Annotated in this window: 22 protein-coding genes; 11 read left to right on the plus strand and 11 right to left on the minus strand. The window is 64.6% G+C overall.

Translation table 11 applies throughout. From position 1 onward, the window contains the following. The first annotated feature begins 120 nt into the window (after positions 1–120). The 5 genes from MNAB215_RS23355 (at position 121) to MNAB215_RS23375 (ending at position 3,590) form a co-directional block, all read left to right on the plus strand. Positions 121–897, plus strand: coding sequence for an isocitrate lyase/PEP mutase family protein (locus tag MNAB215_RS23355; protein ID WP_077080901.1), 777 nt, complete (start codon positions 121–123; stop codon positions 895–897). A 57-nt stretch (positions 898–954) separates the two neighbouring features. Continuing rightward, complete coding sequence (locus tag MNAB215_RS23360; RefSeq protein ID WP_342743239.1) at positions 955–1,470, plus strand: methylated-DNA--[protein]-cysteine S-methyltransferase; 516 nt, start codon at positions 955–957, stop codon at positions 1,468–1,470. Next, the gene (locus MNAB215_RS23365) at positions 1,470–2,183 is read left to right on the plus strand and encodes a 2OG-Fe(II) oxygenase (protein WP_077080902.1); all 714 of its coding nucleotides are present in this window, start codon (positions 1,470–1,472) and stop codon (positions 2,181–2,183) included. The genes MNAB215_RS23360 and MNAB215_RS23365 overlap by 1 nt, the downstream gene beginning before the upstream one ends. Positions 2,184–2,218: 35 nt before the next feature. Then, positions 2,219–2,884 (plus strand): nitroreductase family protein, encoded by a 666-nt coding sequence (locus MNAB215_RS23370; RefSeq protein ID WP_077082268.1) that lies wholly within the window; start codon positions 2,219–2,221, stop codon positions 2,882–2,884. Positions 2,885–3,011: 127 nt separating this feature from the next. Then, positions 3,012–3,590: a carboxymuconolactone decarboxylase family protein gene (locus tag MNAB215_RS23375; RefSeq protein ID WP_077080903.1), complete on the plus strand. Its 579-nt coding sequence runs from the start codon at positions 3,012–3,014 to the stop codon at positions 3,588–3,590. A gap of 809 nt (positions 3,591–4,399) precedes the next feature. On the opposite strand, the gene MNAB215_RS23380 is transcribed toward MNAB215_RS23375, so the two are convergent. The 4 genes from MNAB215_RS23380 to MNAB215_RS23395 form a co-directional block, all read right to left on the minus strand. Next, the gene (locus MNAB215_RS23380) at positions 4,400–5,029 is read right to left on the minus strand and encodes an NAD(P)-dependent oxidoreductase (protein ID WP_165691605.1); all 630 of its coding nucleotides are present in this window, start codon (positions 5,027–5,029) and stop codon (positions 4,400–4,402) included. A gap of 283 nt (positions 5,030–5,312) precedes the next feature. Continuing rightward, positions 5,313–5,696, minus strand: coding sequence for a DUF4267 domain-containing protein (locus MNAB215_RS23385; RefSeq protein ID WP_077080905.1), 384 nt, complete (start codon positions 5,694–5,696; stop codon positions 5,313–5,315). Between the two features lie 22 nt (positions 5,697–5,718). Further along, on the minus strand, positions 5,719–6,036 hold the full coding sequence (locus MNAB215_RS23390; protein ID WP_077080906.1) for an NIPSNAP family protein: 318 nt from the start codon (positions 6,034–6,036) through the stop codon (positions 5,719–5,721). 55 nt (positions 6,037–6,091) lie between these two features. Then, positions 6,092–6,568, minus strand: coding sequence for a DUF1772 domain-containing protein (locus MNAB215_RS23395; protein ID WP_077080907.1), 477 nt, complete (start codon positions 6,566–6,568; stop codon positions 6,092–6,094). Between the two features lie 99 nt (positions 6,569–6,667). Here MNAB215_RS23395 and MNAB215_RS23400 point away from each other — a divergent pair, with 99 nt between their 5' ends. Continuing rightward, a complete protein-coding gene (locus MNAB215_RS23400) occupies positions 6,668–7,258 on the plus strand; it encodes a TetR/AcrR family transcriptional regulator (protein WP_077080908.1) in 591 nt (196 codons plus the stop codon). Positions 7,259–7,454: 196 nt separating this feature from the next. Here MNAB215_RS23400 and MNAB215_RS30355 read toward each other — a convergent pair whose 3' ends face one another. From MNAB215_RS30355 to MNAB215_RS23415, 3 genes are all read right to left on the minus strand, one after another. Further along, positions 7,455–8,027 (minus strand): J domain-containing protein, encoded by a 573-nt coding sequence (locus tag MNAB215_RS30355; protein WP_131829167.1) that lies wholly within the window; start codon positions 8,025–8,027, stop codon positions 7,455–7,457. A 32-nt stretch (positions 8,028–8,059) separates the two neighbouring features. Then, the gene (locus MNAB215_RS23410; RefSeq protein ID WP_083746229.1) at positions 8,060–8,515 is read right to left on the minus strand and encodes a DMT family transporter; all 456 of its coding nucleotides are present in this window, start codon (positions 8,513–8,515) and stop codon (positions 8,060–8,062) included. A 206-nt stretch (positions 8,516–8,721) separates the two neighbouring features. After that, positions 8,722–9,030, minus strand: coding sequence for a hypothetical protein (locus MNAB215_RS23415; protein ID WP_077082270.1), 309 nt, complete (start codon positions 9,028–9,030; stop codon positions 8,722–8,724). 138 nt (positions 9,031–9,168) lie between these two features. Between MNAB215_RS23415 and MNAB215_RS23420 the strand changes: the two genes are divergently transcribed. Next, positions 9,169–9,858, plus strand: coding sequence for a DUF899 domain-containing protein (locus MNAB215_RS23420; RefSeq protein ID WP_077080910.1), 690 nt, complete (start codon positions 9,169–9,171; stop codon positions 9,856–9,858). Then, a complete protein-coding gene (locus MNAB215_RS23425; protein WP_077080911.1) occupies positions 9,855–10,331 on the plus strand; it encodes an SRPBCC family protein in 477 nt (158 codons plus the stop codon). The genes MNAB215_RS23420 and MNAB215_RS23425 overlap by 4 nt, the downstream gene beginning before the upstream one ends. Positions 10,332–10,461: 130 nt before the next feature. Here MNAB215_RS23425 and MNAB215_RS23430 read toward each other — a convergent pair whose 3' ends face one another. Together MNAB215_RS23430 and MNAB215_RS23435 are read right to left on the minus strand one after the other, a co-directional pair. Then, positions 10,462–12,300: a putative bifunctional diguanylate cyclase/phosphodiesterase gene (locus MNAB215_RS23430; RefSeq protein WP_077080912.1), complete on the minus strand. Its 1,839-nt coding sequence runs from the start codon at positions 12,298–12,300 to the stop codon at positions 10,462–10,464. A gap of 218 nt (positions 12,301–12,518) precedes the next feature. Continuing rightward, positions 12,519–12,875: a DUF732 domain-containing protein gene (locus MNAB215_RS23435; RefSeq protein WP_077080913.1), complete on the minus strand. Its 357-nt coding sequence runs from the start codon at positions 12,873–12,875 to the stop codon at positions 12,519–12,521. A 188-nt stretch (positions 12,876–13,063) separates the two neighbouring features. On the opposite strand from MNAB215_RS23435, the gene MNAB215_RS23440 reads away from it, so the two are divergent. Beyond that, entirely contained in the window at positions 13,064–13,621 is a 558-nt protein-coding gene (locus MNAB215_RS23440; protein ID WP_174604631.1) for an FKBP-type peptidyl-prolyl cis-trans isomerase, read from the plus strand. 174 nt (positions 13,622–13,795) lie between these two features. Here the strand turns inward: MNAB215_RS23440 and MNAB215_RS23445 are convergent, their stop codons facing one another. Next, the gene (locus MNAB215_RS23445; RefSeq protein ID WP_077080915.1) at positions 13,796–14,020 is read right to left on the minus strand and encodes a deoxyribodipyrimidine photolyase; all 225 of its coding nucleotides are present in this window, start codon (positions 14,018–14,020) and stop codon (positions 13,796–13,798) included. A 368-nt stretch (positions 14,021–14,388) separates the two neighbouring features. On the opposite strand from MNAB215_RS23445, the gene MNAB215_RS23450 reads away from it, so the two are divergent. Both MNAB215_RS23450 and MNAB215_RS23455 read left to right on the plus strand, forming a co-directional pair. Then, positions 14,389–15,276 carry an L-lactate permease gene (locus MNAB215_RS23450; protein ID WP_245830384.1) on the plus strand — a complete coding sequence of 296 codons (888 nt, stop codon included), beginning with the start codon at positions 14,389–14,391 and terminating at the stop codon, positions 15,274–15,276. A 79-nt stretch (positions 15,277–15,355) separates the two neighbouring features. Continuing rightward, positions 15,356–15,985, plus strand: a complete 630-nt coding sequence (locus MNAB215_RS23455; RefSeq protein WP_077080916.1) for a biliverdin-producing heme oxygenase — start codon at positions 15,356–15,358, stop codon at positions 15,983–15,985. On the opposite strand, the gene MNAB215_RS23460 is transcribed toward MNAB215_RS23455, so the two are convergent. Beyond that, positions 15,982–16,863, minus strand: coding sequence for an HpcH/HpaI aldolase/citrate lyase family protein (locus tag MNAB215_RS23460; protein WP_077080917.1), 882 nt, complete (start codon positions 16,861–16,863; stop codon positions 15,982–15,984). The two genes, MNAB215_RS23455 and MNAB215_RS23460, sit on opposite strands and share 4 nt — an antisense overlap. Positions 16,864–16,974 lie beyond the last annotated feature (111 nt).

Consider the following 16,974-nt stretch of genomic DNA (forward strand, 5'->3'; position numbering starts at 1 on the left):
CATGCTGGTCATACGGCCACCATTGTCGGTCGGCGCGCCGAAGCAAAGTCTCGATCTCACGCCGAGGGCCGCTCGAGCGTCTACAAATATGGAGAACAATCTCCCAGCCGGAGGGAAGCCATGAGTTTTCACGATCTCCACCATCAGGGAGGTCCGTTCGTGTTGCCCAACGCCTGGGACGTTCCGTCGGCACTGGCGTATCTGGCGGACGGCTTCACCGCGATCGGCACCACCAGTTTCGGGGTGTCCTCGAGCCGCGGTCAGCCCGACGGGGGCCGCGCCACCCGGGACGCCAACGTCGCCCTGGCCGCCGCGCTGGCGTCGCTGCGGTGTTTCCTCAGCGTCGACATCGAAGACGGCTACAGCGACGACCCCGACGCCGTCGCCGACTACGTCGCACAACTACCGATCGACGGGCTCAACATCGAAGACAGCACCGACGAAAGGCTCGTCGACCCCGCCCTGGCGGCCGCCAAAGTGGCCGCCATCAAACACAGCGATCCCGAGATATTCGTCAACGCCCGCGTCGACACGTATTGGTTAGGCGAGCAAGCCAACCCCACGAGCACCATCGAGCGGGCTGTTCGCTATGTCGAGGCCGGCGCCGACGGCATCTTCGTGCCGCTGGCGAACGATCGCGCAGAACTCGCCGAGATCATTCGCAATGTTCCGCGGCCCGTCAACACGCTGCCCGTCCCGGGGTTGACGCTCGCCGAGCTTGGGCAGCTGGGCGTGGCCCGGGTGTCGACCGGTTCGGTGGCCTACAGCGCCGGGCTGTATGCCGCCGCAGCGGCGGCTCGCGCCGTCCGTGACGGGCAGCCACTGCCGCCGTCGGTGCCCTACGCCGAGCTGCAGGGACGGCTAGTTGATTACGAAAAGCGTTCGAAAGCAACGTAATTCACGGCGATCTCACATTCGGTGACCACTCAACGTTTACCGGGAGAGGAGGGTGAGATGATGACGACGCGACACGTAGTGATCGATAGCCCGCTGGGTGAGCTGACGGTAGTCGCCGATGGCGACGCCCTGACGGGCGTGTATTTCCGGCATCATTGGCATCCGCCCACTGCCGAAGCCCTGGGCGAATGCGTGCGGCCGGCCGCCGACGAACTGTTGAGACGCGCCGCCGACCAATTGCTCGAATACCTGGCCGGGGAGCGGACGCAGTTCGACCTGCCGGTCACTCTGGTCGGCGATCCCCGGCAGCGGCGGATTTGGGATCTGTTGCCCGGTATCGGCTACGGGCAGACGAAGACCTACGGCGAGCTGGCCGCCGAACTGGCCGGTGGCACCACCGCATACGAGGTCGGCCAGGCGGTCGGACGCAATCCGCTGAGCATCGTCGTGCCGTGCCATCGGGTCGTCGGCAAGGGCGGGTCGCTGACCGGCTACGCGGGCGGCCTGAAACGCAAGCGGTTCCTGCTGGAGCTCGAAGAGCCGGCACCCGTCACGGCGGGCAGACTGTTCTGATGCCACCGCCATGGCGTAGGCGCGTTGATGGCGCCGACTGGGACGCGGTCGCCGCCGACATGACGGAGGTCGGTGGCGCACTGCTGCCACAGCTGCTCGCAGCCGACGAGTGTGCGTCGCTCATCGACCTCTATGCCGACGCCAGCCTGTTTCGCAAGACGATTGACATGGGCCGCCATCGTTACGGGCAAGGCGAGTACCGGTATTTCGATCTGCCGTATCCGTGCCCGATCGACGAACTCAAACAAGCGCTCTACCCGCGGCTGTTGCCGATCGCCAGGGACTGGTGGACCAAGCTGGGCCGCGAGGCGCCGTGGCCGGACACTCTCGACGAATGGCTGGATGTGTGCCATCGCGCCGACCAAACCAAACCCACCGCTTTGCTCCTCAAATACGGGCCGGGCGATTGGAATGCGCTGCACCGAGATCTTTACGGAGAACTCATCTTTCCGCTGCAGGTGGTGATCAACCTCAGCGAACCCGGCGTCTCACATACGGGCGGTGAATTCCTGCTCGTCGAGCAGCGGGCCCGCGCACAGTCGCGCGGGACGGCCACCATGGTGCCGCACGGACACGGCTATATCTTCACGACGCGAGAACGGCCGGTCCGCTCGACCCGGGGATGGTCGTCCGCGCCGATGCGCCACGGAGTGTCCACGGTCCGCTCGGGCCAGCGCTACGCCCTGGGGCTGATCTTCCACGACGCCGCCTGAACGCCGGCGCCGTGGGTTGGTGCACGATGGTGATCATGGAGCTCTACGACGTCATGCGATCCACTTCCGCGGTGCGCGAATTCACCGACGATCCGCTGCCGGACGACGTCCTCGACCGGATCCTCGACAACGCGCGGTTCGCGCCGACGGGTGGTAACCGGCAGGGCGTGCGCATCATCGTCGTCCGCGACAAGGACACCCGGTTGGCGCTGGCGGACCTGGGGCTTGCGGCCGCCCGCCGGTATGCGGCGCAGCTGGCGAACGGCGAAGCACCGTGGAACCCGTTGCAGCCCACGGCTGTCTCCGCTTCCGACATCGCGGAAACAGAGCCGCCCGCGCAGATGTCGGCTCCGCTGCGCGAGGCACAGGTGGTGCTGGTCGCCTGCTTGGATCTCGGCGTGGTCGCCGCCACCGATCAGGATCTCGACCGCATCGCGGTAGTGCCCGGCGCCTCGGTCTACCCGTTCGTCTGGAATGTTCTGCTGGCCGCGCGCAACGAAGGCTTCGGGGGCGTACTGACCACGATGGTTGTATCCGAGGAACAACGCGTGAAAGCCCTTCTGGGCGTTCCCGATCACTTCGCGATCGCGGCCGTCGTGCCACTGGGCAAGCCGGTGCGCCAAGTGACGAAGCTGCGCCGACGTCCGGTGTCTGAACTCGCCACCCGCGAGCGATTCGACGGAGCGTCGTTCGGCGGCTGACGCGGTGGTGGCTCACGTTTCATCACGGTGACGATTCGATGCCGCCGGCGGTTCCGACACGGGTGGTGTTGCTTCTCGCGGGGGGCAATACTGCAACGGGGCCAAGCTACCTAGAGGAGTCGATGAATTGACACGAATCGCGCCTTCGGCGGCGTTCGCCGCGGTACCGACAGCAGACCTTGGTCAAGGAGATCGGATCAACCTCGGCGTCGCCGGGATCATCGGCCGCCTTCCCGCGGCGGCCGAAGCGCTCGGCTACCTGACCGCCGCGCTGCGCACCAATGGGACGCTGCCGCCGCGGCTTCTCGAGTTGGTGCGGCTGCGCATCGCCTTTTTCAACCAGTGCCGAAGCTGCATTGCGGTGCGGTACCAAAGCGCCATCGATGACGGACTTGACGAGGGCGCGGTCTGCTCGTTGGAGCAGCCGGCCGACGCGGAGAATCTTTCCGCCGCCGAGCGGGCCGCATTGCGCTTTGGCGAGCTCTTCGCGACCAACCATCTCGCTATCGATGACGCGGTGTACGACGAATTGCGCGAACACTTCACCGAGGACCAGCTTGTAGAGCTCGGCTTGCACTGCGCGATTGCGTTGGGGGTGGGGCGGCTTTCGGCGACGTGGGACGTCAGCGAGGATCTGCCGGAATCGAACGGCTCGTCCGAACGGTTGGCACCCTGGAACTCTTCGTCTGTGGTCGCGACGGGCTGAAACATCTTGTCGGACGGGCCTTTACACGCGCATAGCGTCACAGTGACGAATTTGGCGTGCAGCGCGGGAATCCGCCTACTCCGGTTTGCGCCAGCGCAATAGGTCGTAGGCACGCTTGGCGTCAAGCCGTTCGGTCTTCCTTCGGGGGATAAGCCGCAGGCGAGTCTGGTAGTAGGCGTTGTGATCCCAGTCGAGTACGGGGCCGGACGTAACGCGCGTAGTCCCGAGCCACCGAACAGTCCCGGGCGTCCCACGGCGAGTTCGGTTCGGTCTCAACGCATTCGGCGCGGATCCAGCCGCGGTTGGCCATTACGTCACGGTGACGTAATGGGGGCGCGCGGGGTAGGGCGTTGCGGGTTGGTGGCACCGACACCCTTGGGTACCAGTGAGTGTGGCCTGGGCGGTGTTCCACGGCTCCACGGCGTCGGTGAATGCCGAGCCGAGCCAAGGCGACGAGGTAATCGTCGGCCACCTCGGGGGCGCGCATGATGGCCGTGTCGACGAAGTGGGCGTGGATACGGCTCGCCAAGTCGTTTCGACTGGATAAGCCCAGCGCCGCAATATGCCGATAAGCGACATTATGTCAACTTGTCCTTCCATACAGTGCACCAGGTGAATCAACCGGGCACTGCCCCCCACCAGCGCGTTTCGATGAGACCCCGCCACAGTCAAGGCCGCGCGGCAGATCGGGACCGACAGGTCGACCCCGCGTGCTGGGATGAACGCGAGGTCGGTGCCAGAGGGCGGCGACCCGCGTTCGGCGCGGCCCGCACGCCCCGCGCCACGCACGTCCCGCGCCCGGCGCGGAGTCAGCTCCAAATGCCGATGGTCTGACGGTGGTAATGGTGTGCCCCGAGCTCGTCGACGAGAAAATCAGCGACATCGGCGGGGGTGATGGTCTTGAATCCGCCGGGGAAGCTGCCGAGTTCACGCTTGTAGCGGCCGGTGTGCGGGCCGTCCTTGATGTAGGGGCATGCGGCGAGTGTGTAGTCGAGGTCGGTGGCAGTGATGATGTCGTAGGCGCCCTGGTGGTCGGTGGCGGCTTTGATCGCGCGGCGGATGGCGGCCTGGGTGATGCGGCCCAGAAGTGTGGCAGGCATCTGGGCGGTGCCGGTGATGCCGAGGTAGCGCGGAGGGCCGTTCGTGACCATGGCGGAGGCCAGGTTGCGGACGGTGTCGGTGACCACGGTGGACGGTCGCAGGGGGTCGGCACCGACGGCCATCACGACCGCGGTGGCATCCGGGATGGCGGCCAGGACGGATCGGATGCCGGCCTGGTCGACCGTGTCGCCCTGGACGACGGTCAGCCGCTCATGCGAGACGCCGATCCTGGCGGGGTTGCGGGCCACCGCGGTGACGCGGTGGCCCGCTTCGAGGGCGAACGTGACGACGGCTGTGCCGACGCGACCGGTCGGTCCGAGGACGACAGCGTGTTCCATGACGTGCTCCTCACGTGACATGTTCGTGTCAAGAATCAGCTACTAGTCGTGGGTCAGATGTACCAACGTAGTACGCAACGTCCGGACATTTATACCGCTGTGGCCGAATCGAATTCGAAGACGTGGTGGATCACCGGCTGTAGTCCGGCGACGGCTGCGCGAGAATCTGTGAATCGGTCCGATCCCCGACCGTGATCGACCCGGTTATCGCGCCAGCATCCTTGAGTGGGAAGTAATCGAGTCCAAGGTCATGTCGGTGAATGTCGCTGTCACGTTGTCCTGCTCAGGAAATCAGCAGAAGCGCGGACGTGATGAGCATGACAGCGGCGGTGACGCCATGGACTCCCCAGGCGACGGACTTGGAGCCGCCGTTGCGCAGCACGATGGTCGCATCGGCGAGCGGAATGATCGTGGCGGCCAACATCACCCAGCCGACCAGGTGCGTCGCCCCGGCGAGCATCAGGATGATGACGAATAGCCCCGTGGCGATGTCGCGGACGCCTTTGACGCTCAGGTAGGCGTCCGCGGACGGCTGGCCGAGATCCGCTGGCACGCCGTAGCCGACGGCGGCGACGCGTGGGGCGACAAGGAAGCGTGCGCCGATGAAGATAATGCCTGCGGCGAGCAGTCCGGCGAGCACGTAGCCGATGGTGGTGGTGATGGTCATGTCGAAAACTCCTTGGGTTTTGTCAGCGGATCGGTGAGAACGAGGTCGGGTCGAGCAGTGCCGTCTGAACGTCGATGATGTCGTCGACGTCGAAGCCGGCCATGTCGTCGGCGAATTCCGGGCTGGTCATGATCTGGCGGGTGAGGTGTTCCGGGTCGGCGCCCGGTGGGTAGCGGATCAGTGCCACGAGGCGATTCGCGCCGCCGCTTTGCTCGGTCCACACACCGTGGGTGGCGACCCCGAATGTCGTGAAGGTCGTCAGGTGGCGGGCCCAGTGCACCGTCGCGTACTGCTGGAGAGCCTGCGGCGAGCGCAGGGTGTAGATCCTGAGCTGGAACATCGAAGTCGAGCTCCTTCAGTTGAATTCGGCTGGGGTACATCGGTGGGCGGGCGTGTCAGATCATCAGCACCACGCAGAGAGCGGCCACTGCCAGACCTTGCAGCACCGCGCGGGCGTTGATGATCGAGTCCCACTTCGCCTGCAGCGCGCGCCCACTCGGTAGCGGTTGCCGGGCGTCGGAGGCGGCTGTCAGTTGTCGATTGATGGGTGCGCTCACCTGGGTGTAGAGCACGAGCCAGATCACCAGCAGGCCCAGCGCGGCACTGGCCGCGATGGCTTGGGCCCAGTGCGCGGCTACCGCGGCCAGCACTGCGCTCACCGCGGTGGCCACGACGCCGAGCACCCCGGGCACCGGCATCCGCCGGTCTCCGTAGCGATGCACGCTTCCCATCACCGCGACCAGGGCAGCGTCGTCGACCGACGCCAAAGCCGGCCGCAGCGCGATCGCGCAGAACACGTCGGTGCCGTAAACCACCGCGGTACTCAGCACCGCGATCAGTGCGGCGCCGCGGGCGAGCAGGTCCAAGATCATGTCGTAACTCCCGTCGGTGGTAACTGCTAGCAACGCTAACCCTCCGTTTCTTCGACGTCAATAGCAGCGCTAGGACTTATAGCGGTGATACTGTGAGGTATGGCTATTGAGGATCGCCGTGAGAGGGAGCGGGCCGCCCGCCGGCGGCTGATCATCACCACGGCCCGCACGGTGGCGGAGGCCGAAGGCTGGGACGCCGTCACCACACGTCGGCTGTCCACCGAGATTGAATACAGCCAGCCTGTGTTGTACAAGCACTTCACCGGCATGGAACAAATCGCTGAGGCCGTCGCCATCGACGGGTTCGGCGAGCTCGCGGAGGTGATCCGGGCCGCCCGCTCGGACGCCGGCACGGCCAGCGACGCCCTGACCCGGATCGCACACGCCTACCTCGACTTTGCCCGCGACAACCCGGCCGTTTACGACGCGATGTTCACCCGTGCGACTACCTTGCGCTTCGCCGCCCAAGACACACCGCCGCCGTTGAGGGCGGGCTTCACTGGGCTGCGCCAAGCGGTCGAAGGGGTCGCGGACGACCAAGACGCAGAAGCGCTCACCGAGGTGTTCTGGGCCGCGCTGCACGGAATGGTCACCCTTACCCGCACCGGCCGACTACGCCCTGACTACGAGTCGGAACGTCTCCAAATACTCGTCAACCAGTTCACCAACAGATCCGAAGGCGTTGCGTAGGTGAAGCATTGATGGTTTGAGTCGAATACGTTGGCCGCGTCGCAGGAAGCCACCGCGCCGAACTCACACAACAGCGAATGATCATGTCCAGCCCTTGCCGAGAGGCCCAGCCGCGCAGCCAAAGCCATGCGGCAACCAGCGCCACTCCCCTGTCATATCTCGCCGATCTGCAACTCGGCATGACCGCCTCGGCTTGTTAATCTTCGAAACGCAAACGCCGCTGGAGTTCGTCGTACGCGTTCTGCCCACGGGCGAACGTCACCGCGTCACCGCCGCGATCCGGATGATGGCGCGCCGCGAAACCGCGCCAGGCGCGCCGCAACTCAGCCGGGTGTAGGGGCTCTTTGAGCCCGAGCACTGCCAGTGGGTCCTGGGGCGGTGCCGGCAATTCGGGCAATCCCATTGACGGTTTTTGCGATGTCGTCCTGCGCGCTTGGCGTCCCGAGGTGGTCCGACTCGGCGGCGGGTCAGCACTTCTTTTAGTGGCGCCCTTCTTGCCTGCTGCCTTTTTGGCTTTCTTCTGTGGGCGGTGGGCATCCGCCTTGTGCGGCGGAACCTTCTTCGGCGGTGCCTTTTTGGGCGCAGCCTTCTTCCCCGGTACTTTCTTGCCCGGCTGCTTCGCCGTCGCTTTGTGTGCGGGATTTTTCTTGCCCGGGGCCTTGTGCGCTGCAGTCTTCTTGGGCGGGGGTTTTTTCGCCGGGGTCTTTTTGGCCGGCGCTCGCTTCTCCGCTTTCGCGGGTGTTGTTGAACGGCGTACTAATTCGTCCACTACTAAGTCTCCCCCCCGGTACTGATAGTCGGCTAGCTACTGGTGATCAGGATGACTCCGGTCACGAGCGCGACAGCGCCGATTGCGCGCGTCGGGGTGATCGGATGCGCAGATACGCCGAGCCACCCATAGTGGTCGATGACCACCGAGGTAATGAGGTTGGCGCTGACGGTCAACGCGGCGTAGGTGCCGGCTCCGATCGTGCCGATGAACAGCAGGCCGCAGACCACCGCGAGGGACCCGATGATTCCGCCCAGCGGTGCCCACCACGGCATGCCTGCGATACCGGCGACAGTCGGTAGCGGCCGCACGAACACGGCTGCGATGACGAGGAAGATCGGCACGATCAGCCCAAATGACACCAGGGTGGCCAGCCACGGGTTGACCAGCGACACGCGAAGGGCGTTGTTCATGGGGCCGCCCATCGCCTGCAGCACACCTCCCGCCGCGATCAAAGGGAACAGCCACAACATGCTGGTGGGCGTCATCGCTAGGCTCCTTCATTCTCGTGCGACCGGGCTCAGTCATCGTTGCAGGACACCCCGCCGGCCTAACAGCGGACTCGGGAGAATGTGCAGGAATCGAATTTGCCGGGCTACCAGTAAGCGGTCCGGCCTGACCTGCTGACTTCGATTGGCGCCCGGCCCCCGCGTGAGCTCCGCGAGGGTTTCCTGAATCCAGTTGTCTGCCCGCGTTAGCCGCCTACCGGACGGCATACGTTGGCGCCCGGGTCCCACCATTGGCCCGGGTCGCACGCCAGAGGTTGGGGTCCGACACCGAGTGGTCGGCAGACATTAGCCGTCGGGTCCCACCACTGGCCCGGGTCGCACGCCAAAGGTTGGGGTCCGACACCGAGTGGCCGGCACACCTTGGCCGTCGGGTCCCACCACTCGCCGCCCGCGCAATCGGCCTTGCTCACCGCCGGCGTCACGATCGCCACGGCCGCCATCGACGCCAACGCCGCCATGACTGCGGGAACAAGGCGGCGAACGAAACTCCTCATTGCGGGCCTCCCCTCGAAACGATCCATTAATCGAACCGAGCCCGGGCAGGTAGGTCAAGACCGTGGTCACCGATTAATTTCGGATGCCCCGTCGGTCAGACCTTCCAGACGGACCAATCGAGAGGAAAGGTGGATGCCATGCCCAACGCCCTGCCGCCAATCGTCGATCACCAAAACTGGCGCGCCGCGCTCGACGAACTTCGCAAGCGCGAGAAGGCCGCCACCCGCGAACTGGATGCGATCGCCGCCCAGCGCCGACGTCTGCCGATGGTCGAGATCCCTGACTACACCCTCATCGGTGTCGACGGGCCCGTCCGCCTGATCGACGCGTTCGGCGGTCGCCCCCAGCTCATCGTCTACCACCACATGTGGTCGGACGGCGCGGAGTGGCAGTGCGGCGGATGCACGGGTTTCACTTCGCAATTCACCCGGCTGGAGTTCCTCGACAACTACGACGCCCGGTTCGTGATCGTGACCAACGGACCGATCGAGGAAGCACTCGCCTACAAGCGGAAAGTCGGCAACCGCATGGAGTGGTACTCGTCGTCGGAGAGCCCGTTCGCCGCCGACATGGACGCACCACCCGGCGGAGGCTTCGGGGTCAATGTCTTTCTGCGCGACGGCGACACGGTATACCGCACTTGGCATACAAACGGGCGCGGCACCGAGCAGCTCAGTCACTCGTTCGGGCTGATCGATCTCCTGCCGTGGGGCCGGCAGGAGGAATGGCTCGATTCGCCTGACGGGTGGCCTTCTCGTCCCACGTACTCCGGTTGGCTTGACTCACCCGATATCGCCCGCGCGTACGGAACCAAAGGCAACTCATGACGCCCGCCGCCGAACGTTACGTTGTCACTCGGACCGTCGCCGCGACCCCGGCCAAGATCTTCGCTGTGCTCGTTGATCCTGCCCGCCATCAGAACACCGAACCCACCGACTGGGTCCGTGACGCCGTAGACACCGCACCGATCACGGGTACCGGACAGCTCTTCGCAATGAACATGTACCTCGAACGGGCCGGCGGCGACTACGTCACGCATAACCTGGTCAATGTGTTCGAGGAGAATCGCGCCATCGCCTGGATGCCGGGTGTGCTCGATCACGCGGGCAGGCACTCTCCCGGCGGCTGGTTCTGGCGCTACGATCTCGCTCCGAACAACGATGCCACGGATGTCACCCTCACGTACGACTGGAGCGGCACGCCGCAGGATTTCCGGGAGCGCGTCGGCGCGATGCCCATTTTCGCTGAGGACTACCTCGCTGCGTCGCTGGCTACGTTAGAGCGAACGGTCGCGAGCTGATCGGCCCGCAACTTTAAGTCGTGAGCAGCAGGCATAGAAAGGTCAGCCGCCTGTGCCTCGTCATTCGATCAAGTATGTTGCGGCACAAAGGCTTCGGTGACACAGCGCCACCGCCACCGGGAGTCTGCATCTAGTCGTTGAGGAAGTCCGTGCTTACGAAGCGTCGGGCGAACAGCAACCCCATCTGCGCTCCTGGTAGGGGTTTGGAGAACAAAAAGCCTTGTGCGCGTTTGCATCCCAGTGCGAGCAAAGCCTGAGCATCCCCCGGGGTCTCCACACCTTCGGCTACCACATCGAGCCCGAATGCCTCGGCTAAGCCCAGGATCGATCGCACGACAGCCAGGTTCTTCGAATCTCGCCCAAGGTCGCGGATAAACCTCCTGTCGATTTTGAGGGCGTCGATCGGCAACGACGTCAGGTAGTCAAACGCGCTGTAGCCGGTACCGAAGTCGTCAACGGCCACCTGCACACCAATGTCTTTCAGGTCGGTCAATGTCTTTCGAGTGGCCTCGATATCTGCGACGACGACCCGTTCGGTGATTTCCAGACATAGCGCACCGGCCTCGATGCCGAATTCGCTCAACGTTGCTGCGATCCTTTCGACCACGCCCTCAGCGATCAGCTGAACCGGCGAGACATTAACGCGCAGAACGGCATTGCGCACCAGTCCTTCTGCTTGCCACTGCGCAAACTCCGCACAGGCTGCCCGGATTACCAGACGGCCCAACTTCTCGGCCAGCGGCATCGACTCGGCCACATCGATGAATGAATCAGGCATCAACAGCCCCAAAGCCGAGTGTTGCCAACGCATAAGCGCCTCGGTGCCCAAGACCTCACCGGTGCGCAGGTCGATTTCCGGCAGATAGTGCAACACCAGATCGTTGGCGGCGTCGGGCTCCTCCAGGCGCCGTTCAATCTCATCCCGGATAGCGTTTTTCGCCGCCATCTGTGGGGTGTAGGCAACGACCGTGACCCCTCGCGCGTTCTTGGCCGACTGGGTCGCCAGGTCGGCTCGACTCAGCAGCATGGATGCGCTGTCCTTGCCGGGCACACCGGTGGCGACGCCGATACTGGCAGCGCGTCCGAAGAGGTCGCTACGAATGTCGGCTTGCGTTCGCAGGTGACGATGCAGCTCCTGCGCCCAGGCAAAGATGTCTCGAGCATCCATGGGTGCATGCGGAGCCACGACGAACTCGTCACCCCCGAACCGCGCGATCGCGGCAGGAAAGTCTGCGCCGTCGCGTAGCACGTTGCTGAAGGTCACGAGAAAGCGATTGCCCGCGTCCTGCCCGAACACGTCGTTGATCGCCCGGAGCCGTTCCACCTCGAGAAATACAATCGACACCGGGCCTGGCATCCCCTGGGCCAGCCGTTCGCCCAACTGCGCGATCAGCGCGCGCCGATTCAACAGGCCAGTCATTTCGTCGTGTTCAGCGAGCCAGCGCACCTGCGTGTCAGCGGCGATACGGGCCTGCAACTGCGCAAAGAGCGTGGCGATGGCCTGCAGCGCGTCGAGCTCATCGGTGACCCACTCCCGATCTCCGAACTTGCCGAAGGCTAAGACACCGGTCGTCACTTCTCCGGACAGCAGCGGCACGGCAGCCAAAGACACCGAACCAAAACCGGTGCCTTCCTCGATCGTCTGCTGATAGTCAGCGTTTTCCGGACGCGGACGAACCACCGCGGGTTCCTTGAGATGTTCGGCAGTCGCGAACACCGAGTCGGCATCGGCGAAATACACCACCGCGATCGGATCGGGATCGGCGTTGCGCGGCGGGAACTCCGCGATAAGCACCGTCGCTCGGATCGTGTGATCGTTGTGGCGCAGAAACCCGAAGTCCTGACCCAATGCGTCGACAAGGTTGGCCAGCACCCGTTGACTGATCTCAGCAGAGTTCGCTGCGGTTGCCGCCATCAGCTCGGCGGCGGCCGCAGTCACGAGACTGTTCAGCGAGCCACTGCCCCCCATGCTCTTACGGTACGCGCAGGGCTCCCCCGGGTAGCAAAACTGTCCGTTTGCGGTCCTACTCTGATGCTTCTACAACCCGAGATTCAATCTCTGGACAGTCGTCGGCATCGAACACCGTTGCAGCGCGGCAATATTCACTGTCGGCTAGCTCAATGCGACGGCACAAAATCCATCCGCCAGCCTGCCGACGCGTAGAGCCGGACCACTGCTCACGCCGGTCAGGTGCACAGGGTAGGGGCGTCGCACACGTTGCCGGGGCAATAGGTCGAGTGTGCGGCGTTGACCATGGTTCCGATGTCCAGCAACGTGACGCCCCTCTTGTCCAGGTGCTGGTGAACTTCGTCGGCAATCTGTTGCGGTGTCCAGCCCCAGGTGAGGTCGTAGCAGATGAGGTGCGCCTCCCCGATCAGGGCCTCTTCTGTCTGCGGCGGCCACGTGAGGCCGACGGCGCGCAGTTGCGCGAGGTACGCCTCGTCTTGAGGGGTGGTGGCAGTCGCTGTCGCGGCGCTACTAACCAGGGCGGCGCCGGCCATCACGGGGATGGTCAGTGCGGCCAGCCAGCGAGGTGTGAGCATTCGATTCGCTTCCTTTCTGGCGACGCCGCCAGTGATGCGGGTCCTAAGCAAGCATGAATATGAAGAATAGCGAAAGCTCGCATCGGCGGCTCTTCATAATTCAGAGTCGCTATTTCTGGTCTTCGCCCCGGTCACCAACCGCTGGGCTACCGGCAAGGATTCCAATAGCTGGCTGTAGCGTGACGCCGGTGAATTCCTCCCGGGTGTACTCCTCCATCGCGGTTGCTGCCTGCGCCGCATCGTTCGTTCTGACGCTCGCTGCATCGGGCATCGCAACCGCAGCCGGTTCGTGCCCGACGGCCGCGCCACCGAGCGGTGGAGCGCCCGACTGGACGTTGGCCGGGACGACCGGCAGCGTCGCGGTCACCGGATCCACGGACACCACCGCCCCGCGGATCGCCGTGACGACACCGTTCAGCGTGGGCCAGACCCAGGTACACACGCTGCACGCCGGAACTGGACCGGTGGTCTCGAGTATCGCGAAGGTGTCCGTATGCTACATGGGTGTCAATGGACGCGACGGATCCGTGTTCGACAGCAGTTATGACCGCGGCGCCTCGGTTGACTTCCCGCTCACCGGAGTTGTGACCGGCTTCCAGAAGGCCATTGCGGGTCAAAACGTCGGTTCTACAGTCGCCGTCGCGATGGTCCCCGCGGATGGCTACCCGGACGGTCAGCCCAGCGCGGGCATCCGGCCGGGCGACTCGCTTATCTTCGCGATCAAGATCCTCAGCGCCTCAGGCTAAGCGGCACGAGCCGACGGACGTCGTCGCAACCGTCGCTGTTGCCCTTGACTGCCAACGCTTTTGCCCACGGGTTCGACCCCACAAGCAGTGCACGGCGGCGCCAACGCGGGTGAACCGCACTGTCGCACAATCAAAGACAGAGAGCCCGCAGCTCAGGCAAAGGTCCCCCTACAACTACTTTTTGCTGGGAATGACGATAACCACGATCAACGTAAGGATGGAAAAGAACAGGCCGAGAATTCCCCAGCCCAGGGGGTTGCGTCCCTTCGTCATCGCAATGAGACCGCAGACCACCGCGGCGATCACACTGCCGATTGCAACGAAAATCCCCTTGATCCCGCGGAGAATGAACCCCGCCGCAACTGGATCCGAGCTCGCCAGAATCACCGAATGCAACATGTCAAGTCCCTTCTCTGCGACCAGTGACAGACTAATACCCTCGCGGGCTCGCGCTAAATCAGAATTATCCGGGAAAAGCTGCTTGACAAATTGTCTAGTTAAGGACCGCGGGCAGCAATCTCCACTTGTAAGCTGACGCCCGCCCCGCCGGGCGTATCGCGCCGCGGCTCTGCAACGTGCGTTGTCGCCGTGGGTGCGGCTTCTCCCTTCACTGCCGAATCACGCAGGCGTTCAATGCAAGACGGCCCATCTGCGTGGCGAGGGGGGACCCGCTATGTATCGACAGATCCTCGATCCCGTGGCCCATTGGCTGGGCTGGAGTTCATTGGTGGCCGCGCTGACGCGGGCGGCGCTGTTCGTAAACGGCGGTGCTGGCGCTGGTCGCCAATACCGCGCCGGTCGCATTCGGCGCGATGGCCACGCCCATCATCACCCTCGCTCAGGTGTCCGGGTTGTCGACCGAGACGCTGGGCGCCATGGTCGGACGGCAAACCCCCATCATGTCCGCCTTCGTTCCCTTGGCGCTGGTGGCCATTGTCGACGGCCGGCGCGGTATGCGAGAAACATGGCCCATCGCCCCTACCGGCGGTGTGGTTTTCGGTCTCGGCCAATACGCCACCTCCAACTTCGTGTCGGTGCCGCTGGCTGACGTCATCGCTTCCCTGTTGTCCGCCTTGGCCATTGTGCTGTTGGTTCGCGCCAGAAGGACGCGCGCGGAAACGCAACCCGCGGAGATTCCCGCGGAAGCGGAACCCGGGGAGACTTCCACGGACAGGCGCGCCAGCGTGTTGCGCGCCCACGCGCCCTACGGGATCGTCATCGCCGTATTCGTGGTGTGTCAGATCTCCGTCGTCAAGAAGCTCCTTGAGACGGCGACCTTCGCCGTGCGCTGGCCGGGCCTGAACCTGTACACCGCGAAGGGCACCGTCTCGGCACTGCCGAAATTCACCCTGAATCTGCTGACGACGCCGGGCTCCGATACGTCGGCGAACTCCTTGTTCGGCGCCCTGCAGGTCGCCGCGGCGACCAAGGCCGGGCTATCGCCGGTGCTCATGGCGGCCAGCAACAGCTCCGGTGGTGTGCTGGGCAAGATGATCTCGCCGCAGAACCTCGCCATCGGTGCCGCCGCGGTGGAATTCCGCGGCAAGGAGGGCGACCTTTTCCGCCGAGTGGTCGTATGGAGCCTGGTGTTCCTGGCGTTTATTTGCGCCCTATCCGGGCTGCAGGCCTATGTGCTGAGCTGGATGGTGCCTTAGAATATGAAATACCTTGCTACGCAATTGGCGCCGCTGGTTGCGTCTGTTGCACTACCAATCAATGTAATCTGGGCAGTACATGTCCTCGACTACCGTCTCCCAATTCCGCCGTCTGTCGGCGGCGATGAAGGACGGATCAGCGGCAGAGCATAGTGCCGCTGAGGGGACCACATTCATCTCCGAATTGTTTGCCGGCCGGGTCACCGCGGAAGGCTATTCCAATTACTTGCTCCGCTTGCGCGTGGTCTATGCGGCCCTCGAACACGCCATCCGGGTGCACCGACACGACCCGATGGTTGCCGCCGTGTATGACCCCGCGCTGGAGCGCCTGCCCGCAATTGAGGCCGATCTCGAATTCTGGCTGCCAGGCGCGTCACGCGAACTGCATTCCCCGGCGGCGACGGCCTACAGCGAGCGAGTCGGTGCCCTCGCGTGGGGTGGTTCGCTGGTGGCCCACCACTACACCCGCTATCTCGGCGACCTGTCCGGAGGCCGTGGTATCGGCAAGGTGCTCGACCGCAGCTTCGATCTCGGGGGCCGAGGACTCGCGTTCTACGAATTCCCGATGCGACCCAAGCCTTACAAGGACGACTATCGAGCTCGCCTCGACGCGCTGTGTCCCGACCTGGACGCGACCGATCGCATCGTCGAGGAGGTCAAAGTCGCCTTCGGTTTGAACCATGCCTTGCTCGACGAACTGGCGGCCTAGGAGGCCGATTCGAGCTCGGAGATACGTTCTGCGAGCGCGACGATCCGCTGGGCATCGCGGACATGCAGGCTCTCGATCATCCGGCCGTCGACCGTGATGACGCTGGTACCCGCCGCCTGAGCCTCTTCATACGCCGAGATGACCTTGCGGGCGTGATCCAGCTCCTTCTGCGACGGGCCGAACACCTCGTTGGCCGGGACGATTTGGGACGGATGGATCAGCGTCTTGCCGTCGAAGCCCATCGCGCGGCCCTGTTGGGCCTCGGCCCGAAAGGCGTCTTCGTCGTTGATGGCGTTGAACACGCCGTCCAAAATGACCTTCCCCGCCGCCCTCGCGCCCAACACCGCGAGCGACAACGCCGGCACCACCGTGGCGCGTCCGGGAACGTGCAGCGCGTGCAGGTCGTTCACGAGATCGTTGGTGCCGATCACCAGTACGGCCAACCGATCGCTGGCCGAGGCGATCTCCTCGGCCCGCAGGAACGCGCCGGGCGTTTCGATCATCACCCACAGCTGCAATGACTCCGGCGCGCCGAGCGCGTCGAGCGCGGCGGCCAGAACGTGGACGTGCTCGGCTCGTTCGACCTTCGGCACGAGCACGCCCTGCGCACCCGAGCGGGCGGCGGCGGCGAGATCGTCGTCGTGCCAGTCGGTGTCCAAGCCGTTGATCCGCAGCACAACCTCTCGGGGGCCGTAGCCCCCGGTCGCGATCGCCTCGCACACCCTGGTCCGCGATTCGGCTTTCGCGTCGGGGCCAACGGCATCCTCGAGATCGAAGATCAACGCGTCCGCCGGTAATGTCCTGCTCTTCTCCAACGCCCGAGCCTTGTTGCCGGGCAAATAGAGCGCAGATCGGCGCGGGCGCGGTGTGGGTGCCATGACGTCATCCAATCAAGTAAGACCGGGCGCTCACGATCAGGGTTGACCGCCCCGCCGCGCATAAGCTCGGGTGTTGGGTACCGCTAGAACTGGGCACCCCAGTGATCGTTG

It is taken from the genome of Mycobacterium numidiamassiliense (genome assembly GCF_900157365.1).
In the GTDB taxonomy this organism is placed as follows: Bacteria; Actinomycetota; Actinomycetes; order Mycobacteriales; family Mycobacteriaceae; genus Mycobacterium; species Mycobacterium numidiamassiliense.